This is a genomic window from Rhodobacteraceae bacterium LMO-JJ12, from assembly GCA_021555075.1.
Classification (GTDB): domain Bacteria; phylum Pseudomonadota; class Alphaproteobacteria; order Rhodobacterales; family Rhodobacteraceae; genus JAKGBX01.
In genome coordinates this window covers 51677-77442 of sequence record JAKGBX010000001.1, presented here as the reverse complement: position 1 = coordinate 77442, position 25766 = coordinate 51677, and the positions used below count along the sequence as shown (strand labels likewise).

At 57.6% G+C, this 25766-nt stretch carries 28 protein-coding genes; 14 read left to right on the top strand and 14 right to left on the bottom strand.

What is annotated here, in order from left to right; translation table 11 throughout:
- The first annotated feature begins 67 nt into the window (after positions 1 to 67).
- Positions 68 to 1108, top strand: a complete 1041-nt coding sequence (gene queG / locus LZG00_00380) for a tRNA epoxyqueuosine(34) reductase QueG (protein ID MCF3592455.1) — start codon at positions 68 to 70, stop codon at positions 1106 to 1108.
- Positions 1105 to 3108 carry a hydantoinase/oxoprolinase family protein gene (locus LZG00_00375; protein MCF3592454.1) on the top strand — a complete coding sequence of 668 codons (2004 nt, stop codon included), beginning with the start codon at positions 1105 to 1107 and terminating at the stop codon, positions 3106 to 3108. Before queG ends, LZG00_00375 begins: the two co-directional genes overlap by 4 nt.
- Positions 3109 to 3116: 8 nt before the next feature.
- Here the strand turns inward: LZG00_00375 and LZG00_00370 are convergent, their stop codons facing one another.
- Positions 3117 to 3680: a nucleotide exchange factor GrpE gene (locus LZG00_00370; GenBank protein MCF3592453.1), complete on the bottom strand. Its 564-nt coding sequence runs from the start codon at positions 3678 to 3680 to the stop codon at positions 3117 to 3119.
- Between the two features lie 10 nt (positions 3681 to 3690).
- A complete protein-coding gene (gene hrcA / locus LZG00_00365) occupies positions 3691 to 4755 on the bottom strand; it encodes a heat-inducible transcriptional repressor HrcA (GenBank protein ID MCF3592452.1) in 1065 nt (354 codons plus the stop codon).
- Positions 4756 to 4874: 119 nt separating this feature from the next.
- On the opposite strand from hrcA, the gene rph reads away from it, so the two are divergent.
- Genes rph through LZG00_00345 form a run of 4 tightly spaced genes read left to right on the top strand, consistent with a single transcriptional unit; the run spans position 4875 to position 7698 of the window.
- Positions 4875 to 5591, top strand: a complete 717-nt coding sequence (rph, locus tag LZG00_00360) for a ribonuclease PH (GenBank protein ID MCF3592451.1) — start codon at positions 4875 to 4877, stop codon at positions 5589 to 5591.
- The gene (rdgB, locus tag LZG00_00355) at positions 5584 to 6192 is read left to right on the top strand and encodes an RdgB/HAM1 family non-canonical purine NTP pyrophosphatase (GenBank protein MCF3592450.1); all 609 of its coding nucleotides are present in this window, start codon (positions 5584 to 5586) and stop codon (positions 6190 to 6192) included. The genes rph and rdgB overlap by 8 nt, the downstream gene beginning before the upstream one ends.
- Entirely contained in the window at positions 6185 to 7342 is a 1158-nt protein-coding gene (gene hemW, locus LZG00_00350) for a radical SAM family heme chaperone HemW (GenBank protein ID MCF3592449.1), read from the top strand. Before rdgB ends, hemW begins: the two co-directional genes overlap by 8 nt.
- 2 nt (positions 7343 to 7344) lie before the next feature.
- A complete protein-coding gene (locus tag LZG00_00345) occupies positions 7345 to 7698 on the top strand; it encodes a YbaN family protein (GenBank protein ID MCF3592448.1) in 354 nt (117 codons plus the stop codon).
- Here the strand turns inward: LZG00_00345 and LZG00_00340 are convergent.
- Genes LZG00_00340 through rho form a run of 6 tightly spaced genes read right to left on the bottom strand, consistent with a single transcriptional unit; the run spans position 7688 to position 14495 of the window.
- The gene (locus tag LZG00_00340) at positions 7688 to 8578 is read right to left on the bottom strand and encodes a ParB/RepB/Spo0J family partition protein (protein ID MCF3592447.1); all 891 of its coding nucleotides are present in this window, start codon (positions 8576 to 8578) and stop codon (positions 7688 to 7690) included. The two genes, LZG00_00345 and LZG00_00340, sit on opposite strands and share 11 nt — an antisense overlap.
- An 18-nt stretch (positions 8579 to 8596) precedes the next feature.
- Positions 8597 to 9406 (bottom strand): AAA family ATPase, encoded by an 810-nt coding sequence (locus LZG00_00335; protein MCF3592446.1) that lies wholly within the window; start codon positions 9404 to 9406, stop codon positions 8597 to 8599.
- Positions 9399 to 10013, bottom strand: a complete 615-nt coding sequence (gene rsmG / locus LZG00_00330) for a 16S rRNA (guanine(527)-N(7))-methyltransferase RsmG (protein ID MCF3592445.1) — start codon at positions 10011 to 10013, stop codon at positions 9399 to 9401. The genes LZG00_00335 and rsmG overlap by 8 nt, the downstream gene beginning before the upstream one ends.
- Positions 10010 to 11887: a tRNA uridine-5-carboxymethylaminomethyl(34) synthesis enzyme MnmG gene (gene mnmG / locus LZG00_00325; GenBank protein ID MCF3592444.1), complete on the bottom strand. Its 1878-nt coding sequence runs from the start codon at positions 11885 to 11887 to the stop codon at positions 10010 to 10012. Before mnmG ends, rsmG begins: the two co-directional genes overlap by 4 nt.
- A gap of 18 nt (positions 11888 to 11905) precedes the next feature.
- On the bottom strand, positions 11906 to 13192 hold the full coding sequence (mnmE, locus tag LZG00_00320; GenBank protein MCF3592443.1) for a tRNA uridine-5-carboxymethylaminomethyl(34) synthesis GTPase MnmE: 1287 nt from the start codon (positions 13190 to 13192) through the stop codon (positions 11906 to 11908).
- A 31-nt stretch (positions 13193 to 13223) separates the two neighbouring features.
- Positions 13224 to 14495, bottom strand: a complete 1272-nt coding sequence (gene rho, locus LZG00_00315; protein ID MCF3592442.1) for a transcription termination factor Rho — start codon at positions 14493 to 14495, stop codon at positions 13224 to 13226.
- Positions 14496 to 15030: 535 nt separating this feature from the next.
- On the opposite strand from rho, the gene LZG00_00310 reads away from it, so the two are divergent.
- The 4 genes from LZG00_00310 to dnaQ are packed head-to-tail and all read left to right on the top strand — an operon-like array spanning position 15031 to position 17735.
- Positions 15031 to 15630 (top strand): Maf family nucleotide pyrophosphatase, encoded by a 600-nt coding sequence (locus LZG00_00310; GenBank protein ID MCF3592441.1) that lies wholly within the window; start codon positions 15031 to 15033, stop codon positions 15628 to 15630.
- On the top strand, positions 15627 to 16460 hold the full coding sequence (locus LZG00_00305) for a shikimate dehydrogenase (protein MCF3592440.1): 834 nt from the start codon (positions 15627 to 15629) through the stop codon (positions 16458 to 16460). Before LZG00_00310 ends, LZG00_00305 begins: the two co-directional genes overlap by 4 nt.
- Entirely contained in the window at positions 16457 to 17047 is a 591-nt protein-coding gene (gene coaE, locus LZG00_00300; protein ID MCF3592439.1) for a dephospho-CoA kinase, read from the top strand. Before LZG00_00305 ends, coaE begins: the two co-directional genes overlap by 4 nt.
- Positions 17040 to 17735 (top strand): DNA polymerase III subunit epsilon, encoded by a 696-nt coding sequence (gene dnaQ, locus LZG00_00295; protein MCF3592438.1) that lies wholly within the window; start codon positions 17040 to 17042, stop codon positions 17733 to 17735. Before coaE ends, dnaQ begins: the two co-directional genes overlap by 8 nt.
- Positions 17736 to 17782: 47 nt before the next feature.
- Here the strand turns inward: dnaQ and secB are convergent, their stop codons facing one another.
- Both secB and LZG00_00285 read right to left on the bottom strand, forming a co-directional pair.
- Positions 17783 to 18286, bottom strand: a complete 504-nt coding sequence (gene secB / locus LZG00_00290) for a protein-export chaperone SecB (protein MCF3592437.1) — start codon at positions 18284 to 18286, stop codon at positions 17783 to 17785.
- 49 nt (positions 18287 to 18335) lie between these two features.
- Positions 18336 to 18827 (bottom strand): FxsA family protein, encoded by a 492-nt coding sequence (locus LZG00_00285; GenBank protein ID MCF3592436.1) that lies wholly within the window; start codon positions 18825 to 18827, stop codon positions 18336 to 18338.
- Positions 18828 to 18935: 108 nt separating this feature from the next.
- Between LZG00_00285 and LZG00_00280 the strand changes: the two genes are divergently transcribed.
- The 3 genes from LZG00_00280 to LZG00_00270 are packed head-to-tail and all read left to right on the top strand — an operon-like array spanning position 18936 to position 21213.
- Positions 18936 to 19592 carry a Tim44/TimA family putative adaptor protein gene (locus LZG00_00280; GenBank protein MCF3592435.1) on the top strand — a complete coding sequence of 219 codons (657 nt, stop codon included), beginning with the start codon at positions 18936 to 18938 and terminating at the stop codon, positions 19590 to 19592.
- Positions 19589 to 20626: a murein transglycosylase A gene (locus LZG00_00275; GenBank protein MCF3592434.1), complete on the top strand. Its 1038-nt coding sequence runs from the start codon at positions 19589 to 19591 to the stop codon at positions 20624 to 20626. The genes LZG00_00280 and LZG00_00275 overlap by 4 nt, the downstream gene beginning before the upstream one ends.
- A complete protein-coding gene (locus LZG00_00270; GenBank protein ID MCF3592433.1) occupies positions 20623 to 21213 on the top strand; it encodes a Smr/MutS family protein in 591 nt (196 codons plus the stop codon). The genes LZG00_00275 and LZG00_00270 overlap by 4 nt, the downstream gene beginning before the upstream one ends.
- On the opposite strand, the gene LZG00_00265 is transcribed toward LZG00_00270, so the two are convergent.
- From LZG00_00265 to hslV, 3 genes are all read right to left on the bottom strand, one after another.
- On the bottom strand, positions 21196 to 22419 hold the full coding sequence (locus tag LZG00_00265) for an MFS transporter (protein MCF3592432.1): 1224 nt from the start codon (positions 22417 to 22419) through the stop codon (positions 21196 to 21198). The genes LZG00_00270 and LZG00_00265 overlap by 18 nt on opposite strands.
- Positions 22420 to 22488: 69 nt before the next feature.
- Positions 22489 to 23802: an ATP-dependent protease ATPase subunit HslU gene (gene hslU / locus LZG00_00260; GenBank protein MCF3592431.1), complete on the bottom strand. Its 1314-nt coding sequence runs from the start codon at positions 23800 to 23802 to the stop codon at positions 22489 to 22491.
- Entirely contained in the window at positions 23799 to 24356 is a 558-nt protein-coding gene (gene hslV, locus LZG00_00255; GenBank protein MCF3592430.1) for an ATP-dependent protease subunit HslV, read from the bottom strand. The genes hslU and hslV overlap by 4 nt, the downstream gene beginning before the upstream one ends.
- 97 nt (positions 24357 to 24453) lie before the next feature.
- Here hslV and LZG00_00250 point away from each other — a divergent pair, with 97 nt between their 5' ends.
- The gene (locus LZG00_00250) at positions 24454 to 25365 is read left to right on the top strand and encodes a hypothetical protein (protein MCF3592429.1); all 912 of its coding nucleotides are present in this window, start codon (positions 24454 to 24456) and stop codon (positions 25363 to 25365) included.
- A 66-nt stretch (positions 25366 to 25431) separates the two neighbouring features.
- Here the strand turns inward: LZG00_00250 and trxA are convergent, their stop codons facing one another.
- Entirely contained in the window at positions 25432 to 25752 is a 321-nt protein-coding gene (gene trxA, locus LZG00_00245; GenBank protein ID MCF3592428.1) for a thioredoxin, read from the bottom strand.
- Positions 25753 to 25766 lie beyond the last annotated feature (14 nt).

Here is a 25766-nt window from a genome sequence, read left to right as displayed (position 1 = left end):
CGCACCACAGTAACAAGCGGGGGGCCAGCCCCCCGCACCCCCCGGGATATTTCGGGCAAGATGAAACATGGATGAGGCTCTGAAATCGCGGCTGGTTGCCCAGGCCTTGGCCGAAGGATTTTCGGCCTGTCGGATTTGCCGCCCTTGGGATGTGGGGCATGTTGCGCAAGATCTGGCGGGGTATCTGGAGCAGGGGCATCATGGAACAATGGGCTGGCTGGCCGAGCGGGCGCATTGGCGCGGCGCGCCGGATGTGCTTTGGCCAGAAGCGCGTTCGGTCATCATGTTGGCGGAGAGCTATGGGCCGGACTATGACCCTAGGGAGGATTTCGACAAGACTTCTGCTGGATTAGTCTCGGTTTATGCGCGCAATCGAGACTATCATGACCTTGTCAAGAAACGGCTGAAGCGAGTAGCGCGGTGGTTGATTGGCGAAGCGGGCAGCGAGACGGCGGTGAAGGTTTTCGTTGATACGGCGCCCGTTCCGGAGAAGCCTTTGGGGCAGGCAGCGGGGCTGGGCTGGCAGGGCAAGCATACCAATCTGGTGAGCCGCGAGATGGGCAGCTGGTTTTTTATCGGATCGATCTTTACCACGCTGGATCTGCCGGCGGATGCGGCGGAGATCGACCACTGCGGGTCGTGCCGGGCTTGTCTTGATGCCTGCCCGACGGATGCTTTTCCAGCGCCGCATCAGATTGATGCGCGGCGCTGTATTTCCTATCTGACAATCGAGCATAAGGGGCCGATTGACGTCGAGTTGCGCGCCAAGATGGGCAACCGGATTTATGGTTGCGACGATTGCCTTGCTGCCTGTCCGTGGAACAAGTTTGCCAAGGAAGCAAGCGAGTTGCGTTATCACGCGCGCAACGACTTGATTGCGCCGCCTTTGGCGGAACTGGCGGAATTGGACGACGGGGCGTTTCGGGCAAAATTCAGCGGATCGCCGATCAAAAGGATCGGGCGGAACCGCTTCGTGCGAAACGTGCTTTACGCAATTGGCAACTCAGGTGACGCTTCCTTGCTAGATGTCGCGCAGCGCCTTTGTGATGATCCAGACGAAGTCGTGGCCGATGCCGCGCGTTGGGCGGTTGGGAGATTGCGGGAATGAGCCTTGCGCTTGGGGTGGACACGGGAGGCACATATACCGACGCGGTGTTGATCCGCGACGAACGCGATGTGATCGCCAGCGCCAAGGCGCTTACCACCCGGCATGATCTGGCGATTGGTATCGGTAAAGCGGTTGAGGCGGTGCTGATGCAATCGGGCGTGGAGGCATCGGAAATCGGGCTGGCGGCGCTTTCGACCACCTTGGCAACCAATGCTCTGGTCGAGGGGCAGGGCGGGCGCGTTGCGATGATCTATGTCGGGTTTGATGGCCGGGACATGGAGCGGCACGGGCTGAAAGACGCCTTGCAAGGCGATCCGGTGCTGCTTTTGCAGGGTGGGCACGACCATGCCGGGCAAGAGAGCGCGCCGTTGGATCATGAGACACTTTCGGCATGGTTAGAGACTGTTGAAGGCATTACAGGCTTTGCCGTGGCGGCGCAGTTTGCCACCCGCAACCCCGCGCATGAAACCGCCGTGGCGGAGATCGTGCGCGAGGCCACCGGGCGGCCGGTTTCTTGCTCGCACCATCTGTCGGCGCGGCTTAACGGGCCGAAACGGGCGCTGACGGCTCTGCTCAACGCGCGGCTTATCGGGATGATTGACCGGCTGATCGGGCGGGCCGAGGACAAGCTGCGCGATTTGGGGATCACCGCGCCGATGATGGTGGTGCGTGGCGATGGCGCATTGATTGGGGCGGCGATGGCGCGGGCGCGACCGATTGAAACCATACTCAGCGGGCCCGCCGCGTCGATTGTCGGGGCGGGATGGCTGACCGGGGCGAAACGCGCGCTTGTTTCGGACATCGGCGGCACCACTACCGATATTGCAATGCTGCGCGACGGCCGCCCGGCGATTGACCCGGATGGTGCGCGTGTCGGGCCTTATCGCACCATGGTCGAGGCGGTAGCGATGCGCACCACTGGGCTTGGCGGCGACAGTGAGGTTCATGTGCGGGCCGAGGGGCTGGAAGCGGGTCTCTTCCTGGGGCCGCGGCGGTTGATTCCGGTCAGCCTTTTGGCGGCTGAAGCGCCTGACCGGGTCTTGCCCGTGCTTGAAAGCCAATTGCGTCGCACCACGCCCGGCGAATTTGACGGGCGGTTCGTGCGGCGCGTGCAGGGTTTTGAGCCTGAGGGGCTTTCACCCCGTGATCTGGCCGTGTTCGAGCGGATCACCGAGGTGCATCCGCTGTCCGAGGTTTTAAGGACGCGGGCGGAAAGCCAATCGCTGCGCCGGTTGCAAGAACGCGGGTTTGTGCAGATCGGTGGCGTGACCCCTTCGGATGCGGCGCATGTTCTGAAGCTCTTGGATGCCTGGAGTGAAGATGCTGCGGAATTGGCGCTGCGCCTGGTGGCAAGGCGGCGCGGCGGATCAGGCGCCAGGCTTGCGCCGGATGCGCCAACGCTGGCCCGGATGATCATTGCACAGCTGACCTACCAGACAACTTTGGCCTTGCTAGAGACTGCTTTCGCCGAAGAACAAGATCAGTTTCTCGGTGCGCCAGAGGTTCTGGCGCGACATGAATTGATGCAACGCGGGCTATCGAAACAATCGGGCCTGTTGCGTATCGAGGCGGGTTTGAACATCCCGGTTGTCGGGCTTGGCGCGTCTGCGGGTACCTATTATCCAGCGGTGGGCGCGCATCTTGGTTGTGAAATGATCCTGCCCGAACATGCCGGGGTGGCCAATGCCGTGGGGGCGGTTGTGGGGCGGATCACTATGCGGAAGTCCGGAACAGTCACCAGCCCTGCCGAGGGGCGATACCGGGTTCATGGCGCAGGAGAGCCGGTGGATTTCACCGAGCCGGAGGCGGCGCTGCATAGTCTGGAGTGCGAATTGCGCGCGTTTGCCGAGGCCGACGCGCGCGCATCGGGGGCGGGTGAGCTTCAAATCACCGTGCTGCGGGATCTGAAGCATTCGCCTGTGGAGGGTCGCGACGTGTTTATCGAGGCGACGCTCACTGTAGAGGCATCAGGGCGACCACGAATTGCGGTCGACCCCTGAGAAACCCGTTAGGATTTGGGGGTGGATGACACGCCGACCTGCGCAGGGCGCAACAGGCGGTCATGAAGCATGAAGCCTTCGGCAGAAACCTGAATGATGTCACCCGCATTGGTGCCTGGCAGAGGGGCTTCGAACATCGCCTCGTGCATCTGTGGATCAAAGCGGTCGCCGACCTGCGGCGAGACGAGCTCGATCCCGTGCTTACCGAACACGTTGAGCAGTTCACGCATGGTCAGTTCGATTCCTTCGATCAGGGCGGCGGAAACCGAGCGCTGTTCTTCGGTGGCAGCTTCGAGTGCACGTTTCATGTTGTCATAGACCGGAAGCATGTCACGAGCGAGCTTAGAACCGCCGTATTGCTCGGCTTCGCGGCGCATTTTCTCGCCACGTTTGCGGGTATTCTCCATGTCGGCCAGGGCGCGCATGAATTTCTCCTTGAGCGCGTCACGTTCGGCGCGCAGGGAATCAATTTCGGCCTCTGCATCGTCAATCTCGGCGAAATCGGCGGCCAGCTCTTCTGCTTCTGCTGCGTCGATATCGTCCAGGAAGTCTTCTTCTTTGCGCTCTGCCATTCTCTTACCTCTAACTTCGGTCGGAGATCATCCGGCCGACAAGCTGTGCCGTGTAATCTACAATCGGCACAATCCTTCCATAGTTCAGTCTGGTGGGGCCAATTACGCCAACCGCACCGACTATCTTACGATCAGCGTTCATATAGGGAGAGACCACCAAAGAGCTACCCGAAAGTGAGAAAAGTTTGTTCTCTGAGCCAATAAAAATGCGCACGCCTTCGCCCTGATCTGCGAGCTCAAGGAAATCGGCGATGTCGCGCTTGCGTTCAAGGTCGTCAAACAGGGTTTTGATGCGGTCCAGCCCCTCTGCTTCGTCACTGCCCGACAGAAGATTGGATCTGCCGCGCACGATCAGGCGTTCGTGGGTTTCGCCCTGACCTTCCCAAACCGCGAGCCCACTATCGACCAGTTCGGCGGCGAGCGAATCGATTTCCTGACGCCGCGACTTGATCTGGTCGCGCATCACGGTGGTAAATTCCGAAAGCGTGCGACCTTCGATCAGGGCATTGAGAAAATTGGCAGCTTCGCGCATCGAGCTGGGCGTTTGGCCGGGCGGAGGGTTGAAGATACGGTTTTCGACCTGCCCATCGGCAAACACCAAAACGACAAGGGCGCGATCATGCGCCAGATGCACGAATTCTATATGTTTTATCGGTGCTTCGTGTTTGGGCGCAAGGACCAGCGATGCACCGTGAGTCACCCCAGACAGGGCCGAACCGATACGATCAAGCATCGTTCCCACATCGCCGGTGTTGCTTCCCATTGTGGCGTCGATTTTTTGACGATCGTCGCTTGTCAGGTTGCCAACTTCGAGTAGACCATCAACAAACATCCGCAATCCCGTCTGAGTCGGCACACGGCCCGCAGAGACGTGTGGCGAGTCGAGAAGACCGAGAAACTCAAGATCCTGCATTACGTTGCGGATTGTTGCAGCGGACACCTTTTCGTTCAAACTCCGCGTCAGCGTACGCGAACCGACAGGGTCGCCAGTTTCGAGATACGACTCGACAACGCGGCGAAACACTTCGCGAGAGCGGTCGTTCATTTCGGCCAGGATTTGTCCTGTATTGGTCATTGATCTCTTCTTCTTGAGCCAGCAAGCATTAGAGATGCGTGGGCATCAAACGTCAATCGGGGTTGCGCATCTCACTGACGCACCTGTATTGCCGATTCAAAGCGATGAAAGGATATCAGATGCGACCCTCTGGGAGAGATCTAGGCGAAATGCGGCCCGTTTCAATTGAAACAGGGGTAACAAAACATGCCGAAGGCTCGTGCATGATCAAAATGGGTGATACGCATGTGCTGTGCACTGCGACGCTGGAAGATCGGGTTCCACCGTTTATCAAAGGTTCGGGCCTTGGTTGGGTCACCGCCGAATACGGTATGTTGCCCCGTTCAACCACAAGCCGGATGCGGCGCGAGGCTGCAGCGGGCAAACAGGGCGGGCGCACCGTGGAAATTCAGCGCTTGATCGGGCGTAGCCTGCGCGCGGGTGTTGACCGGGTGGCACTGGGCGAGCGTCAGATTACCATCGACTGTGATGTGATCCAGGCCGATGGCGGCACACGCTGTGCGTCGATCACCGGCGGCTGGGTTGCGCTTCGTTTGGCAGTCAACAAGCTGATGAAGGTTGGCGATGTGGTTTCTGATCCGCTGATTGATCCGGTCTCGGCGGTTAGCTGTGGCATTTACGCCGGTCAGCCGGTGCTTGATCTCGACTATCCCGAAGATAGCGAAGCCGGAGTTGATGGCAATTTTGTCATGCTGGGCAATGGTCGTTTGATCGAGGTGCAGATGAGCGCAGAGGGCTCGACCTTTTCACGTGAGCAGATGGATAGCCTGATGGAGCTTGCCGCCAAGGGTGTTGGCGAGTTGGCCGAGATGCAAAAGGCCGCGTGCAGTGCGTAAGTTTGACGGCGATGCTCTGGTGATTGCCACGCACAACAAGGGCAAGCTGCGTGAGATCGCAGCGCTCTTGGCGCCGTTCGGTGTAAGCGTGAGTTCTGCCGCGGATCATGGGCTGGAAGAACCGGAGGAAACGGAAGACACCTTCGCGGGCAACGCCCGGATCAAGGCGCATTTCGCGGCGCAGGCCACCTGTTTGCCGTCGCTGTCTGACGATAGCGGGATCACGGTCGAAGCTTTGGACGGGGCGCCCGGCGTCTATACCGCCGATTGGGCCGAAACACCGCAGGGGCGCGATTTTCCTATGGCGATGGAGAAGGTCTGGCGGCTGTTGGAAAAAAGGGGCGCACCCGCCCCTCGCAAGGCTGCGTTCAATTGCACGCTCTGTCTTGCCTGGCCCGATGGGCATGACGAAGTGTTTGTAGGTCGTGTTGAAGGGCAAGTCGTTTGGCCAATGCGCGGCAAGAACGGTTTTGGCTTTGACCCTGTTTTCTTACCGGATGGCGAAAGTGAGACATTCGGTGAAATGGCCCCGGAGCGCAAAGACGCGATGAGCCACCGCGCCGATGCGTTTGCCAAGTTTGTGCAGGGCTGTTTTGGCTGAAGATTGGCAACAGGGCGGCTTTGGATTCTATGTGCATTGGCCGTTCTGTGCCTCGAAATGCCCCTATTGCGATTTTAACAGCCATGTTGCGGCAGAAATCGACGAATCCCGCTGGGTTAGAGCCTATTTGCGCGAGATTGATCGATATGCTGAGGAAGTTCCTGAGCGTGTTTTAACCTCGATATTCTTTGGCGGGGGAACGCCCAGTTTGATGGCGCCAGATACCGTTAACGCTATTTTGGAACGAGTTCGCTCGCATTGGCCTGTGGCGAATGATCTGGAAGTCACGCTTGAGGCCAATCCCGGCTCGGTCGAGGCGGGGCGGTTTCGCGGGTACGCCGACGCAGGCGTTAATCGTGTCTCCGTCGGGGTTCAGGCTCTGAATGACGCCGACCTCAAACGGCTGGGGCGGTTGCACTCGGTTGATGAGGCGTTGGCGGCGCTGGAAATTGCCCGCAATACGTTTGAGCGAGTCAGCTTTGATCTGATCTATGCCCGACAAGAGCAGACGTTAAAGGATTGGCGGGCGGAATTGAGCGGGGCGCTGGAGTTTGCGGCGGATCATCTTTCGCTCTATCAACTGTCAATCGAGCCGGGAACGGCGTTCGGTGATCGCTATGACGCCGGTAAGCTGCGCGGATTGCCGGACGAGGATCTTTCGGCAGAGATGTATTTGCTGACGCAGGAATTGTGCGAGGCGGCGGGTTTTCACGCGTATGAGGTTTCCAATCATGCGAAACCGGGCGCAGAGTCGCGACACAATCAGATCTATTGGCGTTATGGCGATTATGCCGGGATCGGCCCCGGCGCACATTCGCGACTGACCGTGAATGGGCAACGATACGCGCTTGAAACGCCGCTTTTGCCCAATACATGGCTAGAGGCTGCCGAGCAGGGAAACGGCGAAAGCCACCGCCGCGCGCTTGCGTCGCAGGAACAGGCCGAAGAATACCTGATGATGGGTTTAAGGATGTCGCAAGGTATTGATATTAAAAGGTATTCAATGCTTTCTGGTCAACGTCTCGACAGCTCTGCGCTGAGGAATTTGCAGGAGTTGGGCATGATCGAACCGCCGGGTGACTATCTCAGGGTTACGCCCAAGGGGCGGATGGTGTTGAATGCCGTGATCAAGGAGCTTTTTGCGGGCTAGGCATGCGGTATATCTGGGCAACATTGGGATTGATCTGTGTCGGCCTTGGCCTGATCGGTGTTGTTTTACCAATCCTGCCGACTGTGCCGTTCATGCTTCTGGCGGCTTTCTTTTTCAGCAAATCCTCGGAGCGTTTGCACTATTGGCTGATCAGCCATCCAAAGCTTGGTCCGCCGATTGTTGAGTGGCAAACGAACGGCGCGATTAACCCTCGGGTGAAAAAAATCGCAACGATCTCTATTGCTGCGGTTTTCCTGCTGTCGGTCGTGCTTGAGCTGCGGCCTCTGATTTTGGGGATTCAGGCCGGAGTTCTGACGCTGGTGCTGATCTTTATCTGGTCACGTCCTAACTTTTAGTCAGCACGCGGCACAATTCATCCAAATCATCGAGCGTCTTATAGCTGATCACCAGGCGCCCGGACTCTTTGCCTGCGTCGTGGCTTACCTCGACCTTCATCCCCAGATTGGCCGACAGATCACCTTCGAGCGCGACCGTATCGGCATCCTTGGCAGGTTTCGCCTTGGGCAAGGGTTTGGCCGGGTTCGTAGCGATTCCACGCTTTGCGAGGCTTTCGGTTTCGCGCACCGACAGGCCCTTTTTGACAACGATACGGGCAAGGGTCGCGGGCTCTTCCGCTGTGATCAGCGCGCGGGCGTGACCGGCGGAAAGGGTGTCGGACTCCAAGAGATCAAGGACCTCGCGTGGCAAGCCGAGAAGACGCATCTGATTTGCAATATGCGAGCGGCTCTTACCCAAGGCACGGGCCAATTGCTCTTGCGTATGGCCGAATTTGTCGATCAGCTGGCGATAGCCTGCGGCCTCCTCCACCGGGTTGAGGTCAGCGCGCTGAATGTTCTCGATAATGGCGACTTCAAGCACCTCGGTATCATCGAAATCACGCACCAGGACGGGAACTTCGTGCAATTGCGCCTGCTGCGCGGCGCGCCAACGTCGTTCGCCTGCAACGATTTGATATTGACCACTTTTCTTAGGGTCAGGACGCACGATTAGCGGCTGAATGACACCCTTTTCGCGGATCGAGTTGGCCAGATCTTCCAGCTTGGTCGGGTCAAACCGTCGGCGGGGCTGATCCGGGTTTGGCGCGACTCTTTCGATCGGCATCATCTGTTCGCCACGACGCGGCGCGGCGCTTTCAGGTCTCGTATGCTCATCGCGATTTACATCGGCCATCAAAGCCGACAGCCCGCGCCCCAGACCCCTTTTTTTCTCAGCCATATCGTTTCCCTTCCGACGCTACGCCGCTGCGCGCGTATGTTTTTTTATCAATTCGTTCGCCAGCTCACGATACGCTTGGGCACCCTTGGACTCCGAATCATAGCTCAGAACCGGCATCGCATAAGAAGGCGCTTCGCTTACTCGCACATTGCGGGGAATGATGGTTTTGAATACCAGCTCGCCCAGGTTGTCGCGCGCATCCATTTCGACTTGCTGCGAAAGCCGGTTGCGTCCGTCATACATGGTCAACACCACACCTTCGATCCGAAGGTTCGGGTTGGCGGTTTGTCGCACCTCTCGAATGGTCAGCATCAGTTGAGAAAGCCCTTCAAGCGCGAAAAACTCGCTTTGAAGCGGAACCAGAACCGAATTGGCCGCAACCATCGCATTGATCGTAAGAAGGTTCAGCGATGGCGGGCAATCAATCAGAATGTAATCAAGCCGGTAGGTGTCAATCGCATGTTGGCGCAGAGCGTCGTGCAAAAGAAAGCTGCGCTTCTCGTTCGCGATCAACTCCATATCTGCCGAGCTTAGATCTACGTTGGCCGGCACGATCAGGAGGTTATCCGTATCTGACTGCTGAATGACATCCGAAAGCGCCGCATCACCCAAGATCAGATCATAAGTGGTGAATTCGCGGTTATCGGCCTCAATCCCAAGCCCGGTTGACGCGTTACCCTGAGGATCAAGATCAACCACGAGAACACGCTGGCCCTGCTCGGCCAGGGCGGCGCCCAAGTTGATCGTGGTTGTGGTTTTGCCAACGCCACCTTTTTGGTTGGCGACGGCAATAATTTTCGGCCCAGGGGGGCGCGTGGGATCAAACACGGGAAAGCCCTTTGATTTTCAGCACAACAGCCTCGGATTCGGTTTCGCTTGGGATCGCGTCATACGAAAATTGCCACAAGCTGTGGGCGGATTGAACCTCTGACTTCCAGTTTTTGCCTTTCTGAAAGAAACAGGTGCCGCCCGCCGCAAGGTGGCGCTCGGCAAAGCCGAAGAGCGCGCCCAGATCAGCCAGCGCCCGGGCCGACAAGACGTTGGCCTGCAACGGGCTAACCTCTTCGATTCGCTCAACAATCACTGTGGCGCCCACCCCGGTTTCGCGCAGCACCGTGCGCAGGAACGTGGCCTTGCGCTGATCACTCTCGACCAAGGTGGTTGTTGCAGGATTACCCGTTTCTGCGGCAACGATGGCAACAACCAGCCCGGGAAAGCCGCCACCGCTGCCCAGATCCGCCCAAATCGGCACGGGGACGTCCAAAAGCTGTAATAGCTGCAGGGAGTCCCGGATGTGCCGCTCCCAAAGCGAGCCGATAGTGGATTTCGCAACGAGATTGATGCGAGGGTTCCATTTCATTAGCAATTCGGCAAAAATTTCCAGCCGTTCGTATGTTTCACGTGAAACATTCAAGCTGGTGGCGTCTGGCTTCATGCCGATTTGCCCCTTTCAGACTGCCGCAGCTTGGCAAGCAACAACGCCAGCCCCGCCGGTGTCATTCCATCCAACCGTCCAGCCTGCGCCAGATTGCCGGGACGGGCCTGCGACAGCTTTGATTTAAGCTCATTGGAAAGCCCCTCGATTGCATCATACCGGAAATCAACCGGGATCACTTGACCCTCATCGCGTTTAAGTGCCTCTACATCGCGCTTCTGACGCTCGATATAATTTGCATAGAGCGCATCTTTCTCGAGCTGACTGCGCGTTTGTGCGTCAATCTCGGACAAAGCGGGGTCGAGCGTGATCAAGCGGTCAAAATCAATGTCGGGGAACGCCAAGAGCTGCATCCCGTTGCGTCGGGCGCCATCCTGGCTCATCGCAAAGCCCAGCGAAGCAAGCTTGGTCGGGGTCCATGTTTGCCGTTCAAGCGCCTCGCGACCTTTGGTAAGGGCTTCGATCTTGGCGTTAAAGGCCACTTGGCGCGGCTTGCCAACACAGCCAAGCGACATGGCAAGCGGCGTCAACCTTTGATCCGCATTATCGGCGCGAAGGGCAAGGCGAAACTCGGCGCGCGATGTAAACATACGATATGGCTCCGAGACGCCGCGCGTCACCAGATCATCAATCATCACGCCAATGTAGCTTTCGGCGCGGCTGAAATAGACAGGATCGCGCCCAAGTGAGGCCAGCGCCGCGTTCAAACCCGCAACAAGCCCCTGGGCCGCAGCCTCTTCATATCCCGTTGTTCCGTTGATTTGCCCAGCCAGATAGAGGCCTCGAACCTCTTTCAACTCAAGCGTCGGGGTAAGCGAGCGTGGGTCAACATAGTCATATTCGATGGCATAGCCCGGTTGGAGAATACGCGCTTGCTCAAGCCCAACAATCGAATGCACATAGGCTTCCTGAACGTCCTCGGGCAGGGAGGTTGAAATCCCGTTGGGGTAGATCGTGTGGTCGTTAACTCCCTCTGGTTCAAGGAATATTTGATGCGAATCCTTATCGGCAAAGCGAACCACTTTATCTTCGATCGACGGGCAGTAGCGCGGACCGATACCGTCAATATGACCGCCATACATGGCAGAGCGTGACAGGTTCGCTTGGATAATTTCGTGGGTTTTGGGGTTGGTGTGGGTAATCCCGCAAGAGATTTGCGGGGCAGAACTGCCCTTTGACAGAAATGAAAACAATGACGGATCGTCATCGCCGGGCTGCGCTTCGAGAATTTCCCAGTTGATTGTGCGGCCATCAAGACGCGGTGGCGTGCCGGTTTTCAACCGCCCAAGGGGCAGGGAAAAGCTATCGAGGCGCTCAGCAAGGGGTACTGAAGGCTTGTCACCCATGCGTCCACCCGGACGAGAGACATCGCCAATATGAATAACGCCCCGTAGAAAAGTGCCAGTTGTCAGGATCACGGATTTTGCCCGAATCTCTGAGCCGTCGGCAAGCGTAACACCACAAACGCTATCACCTTGCATCAGGAAGTCTGTGGTTTCGCCCTCGATAATCGACAGGTTCTCGCGCGATTCGGTCTCTCGAAGCATTTCCCGTCGATAGATCGCACGATCAGCCTGGGCACGTGGGCCTTGCACAGCCGGGCCTTTTCGGCGATTCAGCAGGCGAAATTGAATTCCGGCAAGATCGGCGACGCGACCCATAACACCGTCCATGGCGTCAATCTCGCGCACCAAGTGACCTTTCCCAAGGCCGCCGATGGCCGGATTGCAGGACATGACCCCGATATCGGCCCGGCGCAGCGTAACCAGCGCGGTGCGTACACCCATCCGGGCCGCAGCATGGGCAGCTTCGGTTCCGGCGTGGCCGCCGCCAACGACGATGACATCAAAATCAAGATGTTTCACGTGAAACATTCCTCGCGATTGTCGGGTTCATTTCCCGATGCAGAAACTGGCAAAAATCTCGTCCAGGATATTCTCAACATCCACTCGGCCCACCAGCGCGTCAAGCGCGCGTACGGCGCTGCGCAGTTCTTCTGCTGCGATATCGGTGTGTTCTGGCCCAAGGTCAAGTGCTTGGTCCGCGCGGGCGAGGGAAGAAACAGCGCGCTCCATCGATATCTTGTGGCGCTCACGGGTGGCTACGCCAATATCGGCCACGAGTTCTGAGAGACGCGAGCGGATCATTTCAACAAGCTCGGCCACGCCCTCTCCGGTTGACCCGGAAACCGCACCGCTTTTGTTGTCGAGAAGATCGGCCTTGGCGCGCAGCAGGATGTCATTCGGGCGCGGGACCATATCGGGCAGCGTATCATCCTCTATCAAAAACACTCTGAGATCCGCCAACTCGGCGCGTTCGCGTGCGCGATTGATGCCAATGTTCTCGACATGATCCTCGGTTTCGCGCAGGCCAGCCGTATCAAGCAGTGTTACCGGGATGCCGCCAAGGTCCATCCGCACTTCGATCACGTCCCGGGTGGTGCCAGCGTATTGCGATGTAATCGCCGCATCGCGCCCGGCCAGAGCGTTGAGAAGTGTGGACTTTCCGACGTTGGGCGCACCAAGGATGGCGACTTCGAACCCGTTGCGAACCCGTTCAGCGGTGGCAACCCCGGCTATTTCCTTGGAAAGGCTATCGCGGGTGGTGTCCAGCAGGCTGCGAACTTCGGGTGTTACATTAACCGGCACATCTTCGTCGGCGAAATCAATCGTGGCTTCCAACAGCGCGGCTGCACGGATAAGCGCGGCACGCCAATTTTCCGCGCGGTTTCCCAGATCCCCGGACAGAACGCGCAAAGCCTGGCGGCGCTGTGCTTCTGTCTCGGCATCAATCAGATCGGCCAGACCTTCGACCTGAGCCAGATCGAGCCGCCCGTTTTCCAGCGCGCGGCGGGTAAACTCTCCGGCCTGGGCGGGGCGCAGGTCATCCATATTGCCAAGCTCGCGCAGGACGGCCGCCACAACCGCGACAGAGCCATGCAGTTGCAATTCGACAACGCGTTCGCCTGTGAAACTGGCATTTTCTGCAAAGACAAGAACAAGCGCTTCGTCGAGGCGAACGCCATTACGATCCTTTAGGATCCGCAGTGCCGCAAGACGCGGTTGGGGAAGAGAACCACAGAGCGCAGATGCCGCGTTCCAAGCCCGCGGGCCGGAAATGCGAAGCACTGCCACGCCCGCCTTTCCGTGCGCCGTGGTTTGGGCAAAGATCGTGTCCATTTTTCATTAACCTGTTGAATTACAACAGTTTCTAACCGTTCATCGATTCAAAGAACTCGGCGTTGGTCTTGGTTTGCTTGAGTTTGCCAATGAGGAACTCAATAGCGTCAGTGGTGCCCATTGGATTGAGAATCCGGCGCAGAACAAAGGTCTTTTGCAGGTTTTTCTGATCAACCAACAGCTCTTCTTTCCGAGTCCCGGATTTGAGGATGTCCATCGCCGGGAAGACGCGCTTGTCAGCCATCTTGCGATCCAGAACGATCTCGGAGTTACCGGTGCCTTTGAATTCTTCGAAGATCACCTCATCCATGCGGCTTCCGGTGTCGATAAGGGCGGTGGCGATGATGGTAAGCGAACCACCTTCTTCGATGTTACGCGCGGCACCAAAGAAGCGTTTAGGGCGTTGCAGAGCGTTGGCGTCGACACCACCGGTCAGTACTTTACCTGAAGACGGCACCACGGTGTTATAGGCGCGCCCCAGACGCGTGATGGAATCGAGCAGGATCACCACATCGCGTTTGTGTTCAACAAGACGCTTGGCCTTTTCGATGACCATTTCGGAAACAGCAACGTGACGCGTCGAAGGTTCATCAAAGGTTGAAGAAATCACCTCACCCTTAACCGAACGTTGCATATCCGTCACCTCTTCCGGGCGTTCATCAATCAGCAGAACGATCAGATAGCATTCAGGATGGTTCACCTCGATTGAGCGCGCGATGTTTTGCAGCAACACGGTTTTACCGGTGCGCGGCGGCGCGACGATCAGACACCGCTGGCCTTTGCCGATGGGCGCAACCAGATCGATGATGCGGGCCGAGCGGTCCTTGATTGTTGGATCTTCGATTTCCAGATTGAACCGCTCGTCAGGGTAAAGCGGCGTGAGGTTATCAAAGGCGATCTTGTGGCGAGCCTTTTCCGGGTCTTCGAAATTGATCTGGGTTACGTCTGTCAGGGCAAAATAACGCTCGGCTTCGAGCGGCTGCACCAGTTTTCCATCAACGGTATCGCCAGTGCGCAACGAAAATTTGCGGATCATCTCGGGCGAGACATAGATATCATCGGGGCCGGAAAGGTAGTTGGCCTCGGGCGAGCGCAGAAACCCAAACCCGTCTTGCAGCACTTCCAGAACACCATCGCCGAAAATGTCCCAACCTTCTTCGGCGCGTTCCTTGAGGATCGAGAACATGATCTCGCCCTTGCGCATGGTCGAAGCGTTTTCAATCTCAAGCTCTTCGGCGAGATCGACAAGCTGTTTGGGCGTGTTCGCCTTCAGATCGGCAAGCGAAATGCGTTCATTTTTCATGGTAATGTCCTGGACCGGCCGTCAGAAGCGGCGTGCGATCTTGTATGAGATATGGAAAACCAGTCTGCCCGGATGGGCTGGTTGTGATGTTAGATACGAACATGAGAGCGAGGAGTCAACTCTTCCTGTTCTTGGCATGAACCGGTCGCCGCACGGCGAGGCTATCTAATAAATATAAAAGAAAAGAAAAGGATGATGAAGATGTAAGAGAGGATGCTTTCTGTGGATTATCGGGTTGTTCAGGTGTTGTTCACATAGACCATTACGCTGTGCGAGGTTTCGTGGATAACTCAGACAAATTGGTTAAAGCGTCAAGATTCACCGCAAGACGGGGTCGCATCACCCTGTGGATGACCGAAGAGGATGCGGCCGGAATCCGGGGTTCTTCACAGGGGCGACTTATCCCTCTCCACAAGGGACAAAACGCGGTGAACTTTCCTGACACCACGGGATATCCAACGGCACTTTCGAATAGGCCCGAATTATCCCATAAGGTGCGTTAAGAACCCCTTAACAAATCCACCAGGTTATCCACATGGCGCGTCCCATCATTCTTGCCTCTACATCCTCGATACGGCGTCAATTGCTGCGACAAGCGGGCGTGAATTTCGAATCAGATTCGCCAAGGTTGGACGAAACAGCGATCAAGGCGGCGCTGTTGGCTGATGGCGCCAGCCCGCGCGATATCGCCGATGCGCTGGCCGAGGGGAAGGCGATAAAGCTTAGCGGCAAGCGGCCCGAGGCAGTGGTGATCGGTTGTGACCAGGTGCTGGATTTCGAGGGGACGTTGATTTCAAAACCTGGCTCGCCAGAAGAAGCGCGTGAACAGCTTGTCCAGCTGCGCGGCAAGCGGCACGCTTTGTTGTCGGCTGCGGTGATCTGTCATCAGGGGAGGGCGATCTGGCGTCATGTCGGGCAGGTGCGGTTGACCATGCGCGATGTGTCCGATGGCTATCTTGATGGCTATTTGCAAAGAAACTGGCAGAGCATTCGCCATTCTGTTGGCGGATATAAGCTTGAGGAGGAGGGGGTGCGCTTGTTTTCGCGCATTGATGGAGATTATTTCAACGTGCTTGGATTGCCCCTTGTCGAACTCCTGTCATATTTGTCGGCAAGCGGAGATTTGGAAACATGACGACAGAACGAATTCCACTGGCTGGTGTTATCGGATCACCGATTGCACATTCGAAATCACCTCAGCTGCATCACCACTGGCTGCGCACTTATGGGCTTCGTGGACATTATATACCGATGGATGTGAGTACCGATAATCTGAAGTTGGTGCTTGAGACGTTGCCGAAGATGGGGTTTGTCGGGGTCAATATTACTGTTCCACACAAGGAACGGGTGCTCGATATGGCGGATCTGATTACCGATCGCGCGACGCTTATCGGGGCGGCGAATACGTTGATCTTCCGCAAGGATGGTAAGATTCACGCTGATAATACAGATGGTTACGGATTCATAGAAAACCTGCGCCAGGGCGCTCCGGGGTGGAATGCCAAGGCCGGACCTGCCGCCGTTCTGGGTGCAGGCGGCGCGGCACGGGCGGTGGTTGCCTCGTTGCTGGATAGTGGGGTGCCGGAAATCCTCGTCTCAAACCGAACACGAATTCGGGCGGAAAAGCTGGCTGAGGATTTTGGCAAACGGCTGACCGTTGTGGAATGGGTGAAAGCGGGGAATATACTGGAAGAGGCGTCTTTGGTTGTGAACACCACATCGCTGGGCATGTTGGGCAAACCCGAGATGCGCGTGCCGCTGGATGGGTTGCGCCGCGACGCTGTGGTGACTGATCTGGTTTATAATCCGCTGCAAACCCGGCTTTTGCGGGTGGCCCAAGAAATGGGTTGTCAGACGGTCGATGGGTTGGGCATGCTGCTTCATCAGGCGGTGCCGGCTTTTGAACGCTGGTTCGGGAAGCGCCCGGTTGTTGACACGGCAACACGTGCGGCGGCGCTCAGATGACATTTCGCCTTGGTCTTACCGGCTCGATCGGAATGGGAAAATCGAGCACGGCAAAGCTTTTTGCCGAAGCGGGATGTGATGTGTGGGATGCGGACGCTGCCGTTCACCGGCTTTACGCCAAGGGCGGTGCGGCGGTTGCGCCGATGCAGGCGGCCTTTCCCGAGGCGATTGTCGATGGTGCCGTCTCGCGCGACATTTTGAAGCGGATCATCGGGGAAACGCCCGACGCATTGAAACAGATCGAAGCAATTGTGCATCCTTTGGTGGGGCAGGACCGCGCCGAATTTGCCAAGACCGCGCATTCTGACATTCTGGTATTAGATATCCCGCTGCTTTTCGAGACGGGCGGTAATACGGCAATGGATGCAGTGGTTGTGGTGACGATTGATGCCGAGGAACAGCGTCGGCGCGTGTTGGACCGTGGCACGATGACCCAAGCGCAGTTTGAGGCGATCCGCGCCAAGCAGGTGCCAGACGAAGAAAAACGCGCGCTGGCGGATTATGTGATTGTCACCGATACGGTTGAGCATGCGCGCGCCCAGGTGCAGGACGTGATTGCCGACATTCGGAGGAAGATGAATGCGTGAATTGGTTCTCGATACGGAAACCACCGGGTTTGACCCCGAATCCGGCGACCGGATTGTCGAGATCGGCGCGGTTGAATTGATCGGGCATATGCCGACCGGCAACACCTATCACCAATATATCAACCCCCAGCGCGACATGCCGCAAGACGCCTTTCAAGTGCATGGGCTGAGCGAAGAGTTCCTGCGCGACAAGCCGATCTTCTCCGATATCGCCGATGCATTTCTGGAGTTTATCGGCGATGCAAGACTGGTGATCCACAATGCCAGCTTTGATATGAAGTTTCTCAATGCCGAGTTGAAGTGGGTAGGAAAACCCGTTCTTCCGATGGAGCGCGCGCTTGATACCCTGGTGATGGCGCGACGCAAATTTCCGGGTTCGCAAGCCTCGCTTGATGCGCTTTGTCGCCGGTTCGGCATCGACAATTCGTCACGCACGCTGCACGGCGCCTTGCTTGATAGTGAAATACTGGCCGAGGTTTATCTTGAGCTGATTGGCGGGCGACAGCCCGATTTCGCGTTGAACAGTGACGCAAGCGACGCTGCGTCTCGGGGTGATGCAGAGCGGTGGCGCCCGGCGCCGCGCCCGGAACGCTTGAAACCCCGGATCACAATAGAAGAAGCCGCCGCCCATGAGGCCTTTGTCAAGGCAATGGGCGACGGCGCGTTCTGGAACAAGTTCAGCAGATAGTGGGTTTTAGCATACCCTGAATGAGAGTTATGGGCGAAACACCTTGATCAGCTGTCGAGTTTTTCGCCTTGGGCGGCCTGAGCGGCTTTCTGACGGGCAAGTTCCTGACGATAGAGCGCGAGAAAGTCGATGTTGTCGAGATTGAGCGGCGCAAACCCGCCGTCGCGCGTTACGTCCGAAACAATGCGACGCAGGAACGGGAACAGAAGCCGCGGGCACTCGATCAGCAAAAAGGGGTGTAGCTGATCTTCGGGCACGCCCGCAATGTTGAACAGCCCGACATAGTCGATCTCAAGCAGAAAGATCTTGGTCTCGTGATTGGCCTTGTCGCGGTTTTCGGTTTTGAGCTTGATGGCAACTTCGTATTGATTGTCGCCTTCGCGCTTGCGTGCATCCAAATTGACCTGAATCTGCACATCGGGCGTCACCTCGCCGGCGGCGCCTTTCTGGGCGATAATGTTTTCAAATGACAGATCACGAATATATTGGTTGATCACGTTCATCTGGATTTGCGGGGCCTGCGCCTCGGCGCCATTTTCGGTTTCAGCCATTTGTATCTCTCTGGAAAATTAAAACTAGATGGTCCTGACTTATCGAAACTCAGTGTTTTGTCCACCCCGAAGGCCGGTGCGTGGCCTGTTTTGAGGGGTCAACTTCGGCAAATTCGCCCTCGATCACATCGCCTTGGTCATTTGGAGGCTGTGGGCGCCGCGGATCAGGGCCGGACCCGACAGTGAAATGCGCAACCGTGATTTTCGACTTCAGCCAGTTGAAAACAACGCGCCTCACGCCCGGAACCAGAAGGGCAAATCCGACCGCATCGGTAAAAAACCCTGGTGTCAGCAGCAGCGCGCCGGAAAACAGGATCATCGCCCCATGCGCCAGTGGCTCGGCCGGGTTTTGCAGATCGCCCAGTGAGCGTTGCAGATCGGAAAGGGCTGCAATCCCCTGAGAGCGCACCAGCCATGTACCCAGGATCGCGGTCAGTACGACGATCAGAAGCGTATAGCCAAGGCCGATGGCACCGCCTACCTGAATGAAAAGCGCGATTTCGATCAGGGGGACGCCGATAAACGCCAGAAATAGCCACATGCTCAAGAACTCCTCAGTTTGAATGGCGCAATGGACTTGACCCCGCGCGGCATATACATAAGTGCAGATCACAGGTGTTTCAAATTACTGTCGGCAAAGAGGACTCAAATGAACTCTCCTATCATCTCGCTTCTTGTGCTGGCAGGTATTGCCGTCTTTCTGATCCTGCGTCTCAAGAGCGTACTGGGTACCCGTGATGGGTTTGAAGCACCGCCGGTTCAACGTACTGTTGAGCACGACAAACGCCCCGAGTTTGAGGTGATTGAAGGCGGCCCGGATCATGACATCATCGACCATGTCGAAGAGGGCAGTAGCGCGGCGCAGAATCTGGCGAAGATGAAACGTGCTGACCCGAGTTTTTCTGTGTCTGAATTTCTGCAAGGTGCGCGCGGCGCCTATGAGATGATTCTGATGGGGTTTGAGCGCGGCGATCTGGCACCGATCAAGGGGTTTCTCTCTGAGGATGTTTACGACGCCTTTGCCGAGGTGGTCGAGAACCGCGAACGAGAAGGGCTTCAGGTCGAGGCAGAGTTCTCCGGCGTGCGCGAAATGTCTCTGGTGGATGCGCAGTTTGATGAAGACACCACTGCTGGTGAAGTGACTGTCAAATTTATTGGTGAGCTGACCAGTGTTGTGCGCAACAAGGCCGGTGAGATCATCGAGGGCGAAGAAGACAAGGTGAGACGCCAGAAAGATATCTGGACGTTCGAGCGGATCATGAATTCGAATGATCCCAACTGGCAGCTTGTCGCCACGGGCGAATGACCGGTGTGGTCCGGGCGCTTGCGCTGGTGGGGCTGATCATGGCCTCCGGTGTTTCAGCGTCCGAGATCGACTATAGTATCCTTGATTTCAAAGATCTGAACGGCTGGGCCGAAGATGATCACGACGCCGCCCTTGCCGTGTTTCAGGATACCTGCGGCGATATGAAAGATCCCGATTGGCGCTCGCTTTGTGCTGTTGCGAAGGATCAGACCGAAGCCCGTGCCTTCTTCGAGCTGTTCTTCCGCCCGGTTTTGATCGAGGACGGGCAGGCGCCGCTTTTCACCGGCTATTTCGAACCGGAACTGGAGGGTGATCGCTATCCCTCTGCGCGCTATCGCTATCCGGTGTATCGGATGCCGCCCGAGGCAGGCGGCGCTTCGCAATGGCTGACCCGGCAGGAGATCGAGACCAGCGAGGAGATGCGGGGGCGGGGGCTTGAGATTGCCTGGGTTGATGATCCGGTCGAGCTGTTCTTTTTGCAGATCCAGGGGTCGGGGCGGATACGGCTACCCGATGGTCGCCATATCCGGGTTGGGTATGGTGGATCGAATGGGCATGACTATCGCTCGATCGGGGTCGAGATGATCCGGCGCGGTATCTATGACGCGCATCAGGTCAGTGCCGATGTGATCAAGAACTGGGTGCGCCGCAATCCGCTTGAAGGCGTAGAATTGCTGCATCACAACCCGTCCTATGTGTTCTTTCGCACCGTCAACAAGGTGCCGCCGCACAAGGGGCCGTTGGGGGCAATGAACCGCTCAATCACAACGCTGCGTTCGATCGCGGTTGATCGACGCTACACTCCTCTGGGTGCGCCGGTCTGGATCGAAAAGGCCGGGGAAGAGCCGATGCACCGGCTGATGATCGCGCAAGATACCGGCTCGGCCATCAAGGGCGCGCAACGCGCCGATATCTTTTTTGGCACCGGTGACGCCGCAGGCCGCGCGGCGGGCAAGTTGCGCGACCCTGGTCGGATGGTGGTTTTGATGCCCATTCAACGTGCCTATGCGATGCTGCCCGGGGGTATCGAATGACCCGGCGCAAGCTGAGCGAAGATGAGGTGGCGCTTTGGCGCAAGGTGACAGAAACTGCTCAGCGCATGCATCCCGAACGCAAGTCGCACGAGGCGCCGCTCCCCAAGCCCAAGCCCAAGACTACACCCAAACGCCGTCAGATTGTGCCGATGGCCGGCCTTGAAATGGGCGCCGGGGCGGCCGCGCAACCAGCACATGATCTGAGCCCGCCGATTTCCGAACGCATTGCGCGCGCGCCACTCAACATGGATCGCAAGACCCACACGCGGCTCAAACGCGGCAAGATGTCGCCGGAAGGGCGGCTTGATCTGCATGGGCTGACGATCGCGCAGGCGCATCCGCGCTTGCTCGCCTTTATTTTGCGCGCACAGGCCGATGGCAAACGATTGGTTCTGGTGATTACCGGCAAGGGCAAGAACCGTGACGAGGGGCTACCGATTCCGGTACGCCACGGGGTCTTGCGCCATCAGGTGCCGCATTGGCTTTCGGTTCCTCCTTTGGCGCAGGCGGTTTTGCAGGTCAGCGAGGCACATTTGAAACATGGCGGCGGTGGCGCCTATTACGTCTATCTACGCCGCCACCGGTAACAGGGCGCGCGCCCGGCGCACACCGATCCACATACAAGCGGTGGCCATGACGAAATAGCCCGCGACAAGGATATACTGAGTCTCAATCCCCAGCCCCAGATCAATGCCGAGGCCAGTGATGCCCGGCCCGATCGCAGAGCCAAGCACCATCACCGCTGCCACCATCGCTTTGACTGATCCGATATGGCCGGTGCCATAGACTTCGGCCCAGAACGCATTCGGGATGGTCGCCATGCCGCCAGTGGTGAGCGCCAGAAAAAACAACCCAATCAACAGGCCAAGCGTGCCGTCCGCAAAGGAAAATACCATAAAGCCCACCACCATCGGCAGTTGGATGAAAGCGATAAGGCGCACAGGCCCGAACCGATCAATCAGGAAGCCCGCCACCATCATGAAGCCGGTGCTCAGCATGGTATAGAACGGAAACATCGCCACCAGGGCGACATGCGAAATCCCCTTAACTTCGGCAAAATGGACCTGATGAAAAAAGAAGGCCGTGTTGAACGCGCCGGGGCCGAGAATGGCAGGCACCATGAACCAGAAGAGAAAATGCTTGAACGCCTGGTTGCGGGTCCAGTGCCGCGCCTCCATTCCAAGCGTGCTTTCGGACTTCATGAAGGATTGCGGAGTGCGTTCATGGCGCAACAGCAATGACAGCACAGGGATACCCAGAATGGCGATGATCGCCGCCACGATCCACAAGAGCCTCCAGTCATAGATCACCATCAGCGCTACGAATGTGATCGGCAGTATCGCCTCGCCGTTGGAAAACCCCAGTGTCGCAATCGAAAGCGCGCGCCCGCGTGTCGCAATGAACCAGCGCGACATGGCGACAACGGCGATGTGGCTGGTCATGCCCTGTCCGGTAAAGCGCAGCGTGAAAATCACCAGCGGCAACAGCCAGACGGCGGCGTTAAGTGACATGAACAGGCACGCCAACGCCAGCATGGTGAGGATCGCACCACCCAGAACGCGCACGCGAAACCGGTCGGTCAGCCCCCCGGCCCAGACCATCACGATGGCCGAGGCGGAAGTGCCGAGCGTATAGATCCCGCCCCATTGGCCATGGCTAAGGCCGAATTCTCCGCGGATTTCCCCGGCAAAGATCGAGATGAAAAACGTCTGCCCAAAGCTGGACATGAAGGTCAGCAACACCCCGGCCGCAAGCCAGCGCAGATTTTCGCGAATGAAGCGGAGGGTTCCCATGCCCTATCTCAATCCGAGATTAACCCGAAAGGAAAGGTGCATTCCGCAATAGAATCCGCGCGGGGTGGTTCAGAGCACGTAACGGCTGAGATCGGTGGATTTGGTCAACTCTCCGAGGTTGGTATCGACAAATTCTGCATCGACAACGACCTTGTCACCGGGACGATCCGGTGCGGTGAACGATAGTTCTTCGAACACGCGCTCAAGCACGGTATAAAGGCGACGCGCACCGATGTTTTCGATGGATTGGTTCACATCCGCCGCGATCTTGGCCAATGCCGCGATGCCCGCATCGGTGAATTCAACCTCGACCTCTTCGGTCGCCATCAATGCCGTGTATTGCCGTGTGAGTGCGTTGTCGGTCTCGGTCAGAATGCGCACGAAATCTTCCTCGGTCAGCGCGCGAAGTTCGACCCGAATGGGTAGACGCCCCTGCAATTCCGGCAGCAAGTCGGAGGGTTTGGCGATGTGGAACGCGCCTGACGCGATAAAGAGGATATGATCGGTTTTGACCGCGCCATATTTGGTGCTGACCGTTGTGCCTTCGATCAGAGGCAGAAGATCGCGCTGCACGCCTTCGCGAGACACATCGCCGCCACGGGCTTCCTGGCGCGCGGCGACTTTGTCGATCTCATCAAGGAAAACGATACCGTTCTGTTCGACAGCTTCCAGAGCAGCCTTGTTCACCGTTTCATCATCGAGAAGCTTGTCGGCTTCCTCCCCGATCAAAACCTCATAGCTGTCTGATACCTTCATTTTGCGCCGCGCGGTGCGCCCGCCAAAGGCTTTGCCAAACATATCGCCGAGGTTCATCATCCCCATCTGGCCACCGCCGGGTTGACCCGGAATTTCGAACATACCGCCAAGTGGGTTGGCCGTTTCGGCGACTTCCACTTCGATTTCGGTATCGTCAAGCTCGCCTGATTTCAGCTTTTTGCGAAACATCTCAAGCGTGCCATCACGGGCATCTTCCCCGGCGATTGCCCGCAAAACGCGGTCCTCGGCGGCGCGATGGGCTTTGGCCTTCACATCCTCGCGCATGTGTTCACGCGTCATGGCAATCGCGGCATCCATCAAGTCGCGGATGATCTGTTCCACATCGCGCCCGACATAGCCGACCTCGGTAAATTTTGTCGCTTCGACCTTGATGAAGGGCGCGCGCGCCAGCTTGGCCAACCGGCGTGAGATTTCGGTTTTGCCAACGCCGGTCGGGCCGATCATCAGGATATTCTTGGGATAAACCTCATCCCGCAGATCATCCGACAACTGTTTGCGCCGCCAGCGATTGCGCAGGGCTACAGCCACGGCGCGCTTGGCGTCCTTTTGGCCGATAATGAACCGGTCGAGTTCCGAAACGATTTCGCGAGGTGTCAGGTCAGTCATTTCGAGATCGTCTCCACCGTAAGATTGCCATTTGTGTAAACGCAGATATCTGATGCAATCGCCATGGCCTTGCGGGCAATTGTCTCGGCGTCTTGATCGCTGTCCATCATTGCGCGCGCGGCGGCGAGCGCATAGTTCCCGCCCGATCCGATTGCGGTTACATCATGTTCGGGCTCAAGCACGTCGCCCGCACCGGTGATCACCAGAAGCTCGCTGCCGTCGGTGACGATCAGCATCGCTTCGAGCTTTTGCAGGTATTTGTCGGTGCGCCAATCCTTGGCCAATTCGACCGAGGCACGCGCCAATTGACCGGGTGTCGCTTCAAGCTTGGCTTCAAGCCGTTCGAGCAGAGTGAAGGCATCAGCGGTTGATCCGGCAAACCCGGCAACAACATCATAGCCACCCGGGGAAAGCCTGCGCACCTTGCGGGCGGTGCCCTTGATCACGGTCTGACCAAGCGAAACCTGACCATCGCCTGCGATCACAACTTTGCCATCCTTTTTCACCCCGATGATCGTGGTGCCGTGCCAACCGGGGAACTCTTGCTTTGCCATCGTGGCCTCCATCTCTGTCGGGCCTATATGGCGTTGCAGCTGGCGAGGGGCAAGGGCGGGCTTGTCCGCCGCCGCGCCACGCCCTAGCGTGCGGACCATGAGCAAACCCCATGTAATGCACTTCTATCTCGAACCCGGCCTGAAAGAGAGCACCGAAGCGGGCAAGCATAATTTTCTTGGCAAGCTCGCCAATGTTGGCCGCGCCGCCGGTATGCAGATCCGCTATTCCGGCAATAGCGCGGCCGAATGTGCGGGTTCGAATCCGCAGGATGAGTGGGCAGTGATGCATATGGACCCGCCGCCGCATGCGCGCGCGGTGACGGTTCGGCGCGCCTATTACTATCCGTTCTGGTCGATTGAACAGACCGATAAACGTTGGAATTTCGATGTGGCGCGAGCGGAATTTGCAGCCGGGGACGTGCCGGAAAAAGAGGCCTCACGCTTTGTTGCGCGCTGGCGGCGCAAATGGTTTGACGGCTGGGAGGCGGTGACCAAGGGCCATGTCTATATCCCGCTTCAGGGGCAATTGTTGCGGCGGCGGTCTTTTCAACACTGCACGCCGTTGGAGATGGTTGAGGATGTTCTGCGCCATGATTGCGACCGCAAGGTGGTCGCCACTTTGCACCCCAAGGAGAGCTACTCTGACGAGGAGCGAGCGGAGCTTGACGCTCTTGAGCAAAAGAACCGACGGCTTTCTGTGATAACTGGCGGGATTGAAGGGCTTTTACCGGGCTGTGATTATGTCGTTACACAGAATTCAGCAGCCGGGTTTGCCGGATATTTCTGGGGTAAGCCCTTGGTGCTATTTGGAAGCGCCGATTTTCATCATATCGCGGCGAAAGTGTGGGAAAGCGAACCCTTGGCCGCCATTCGCATCGCGCCACAGCTACGCCCGGACTATGATGCCTATCTCTATTGGTTCCTGCAAATCATGGCGGTAAACGCCGGACGCCCGGAGGCAGAAGAGAAAATCGCCACCCGACTGCGGGGTTTTGGCTGGCCGGTTTGATTGATGCAGAACGTGAAAAAGCCCCGCCGTTTTGGGCAGGGCTTTGACATCGAACTTTAGCCGCGATCAGATCGACTCTTCGATCCAGCTTTGCATCTGTGCCTTGGGCCGTGCGCCAGCGGTGTTGGCAACCACTTCACCGTTTTTGAAGATGAACAGGGCCGGGATACCGCGAACACCCAGTTGCGAGGGTGAATTGGGGTTTTCGTCGACATTGATTTTGACGATCTTCACCTTGCCGTTCATTTCTTCGGACAGTTCTTCCAGAACCGGGCCGATCATCTTGCAAGGACCGCACCATTCGGCCCAGAAATCGACCACTACGGGGATATCGGAATTCTTCACTTCGGCGTCGAAGGTATCGTCGGTGACAGCAACAGTGGCCATGTCATTCTCCTGAG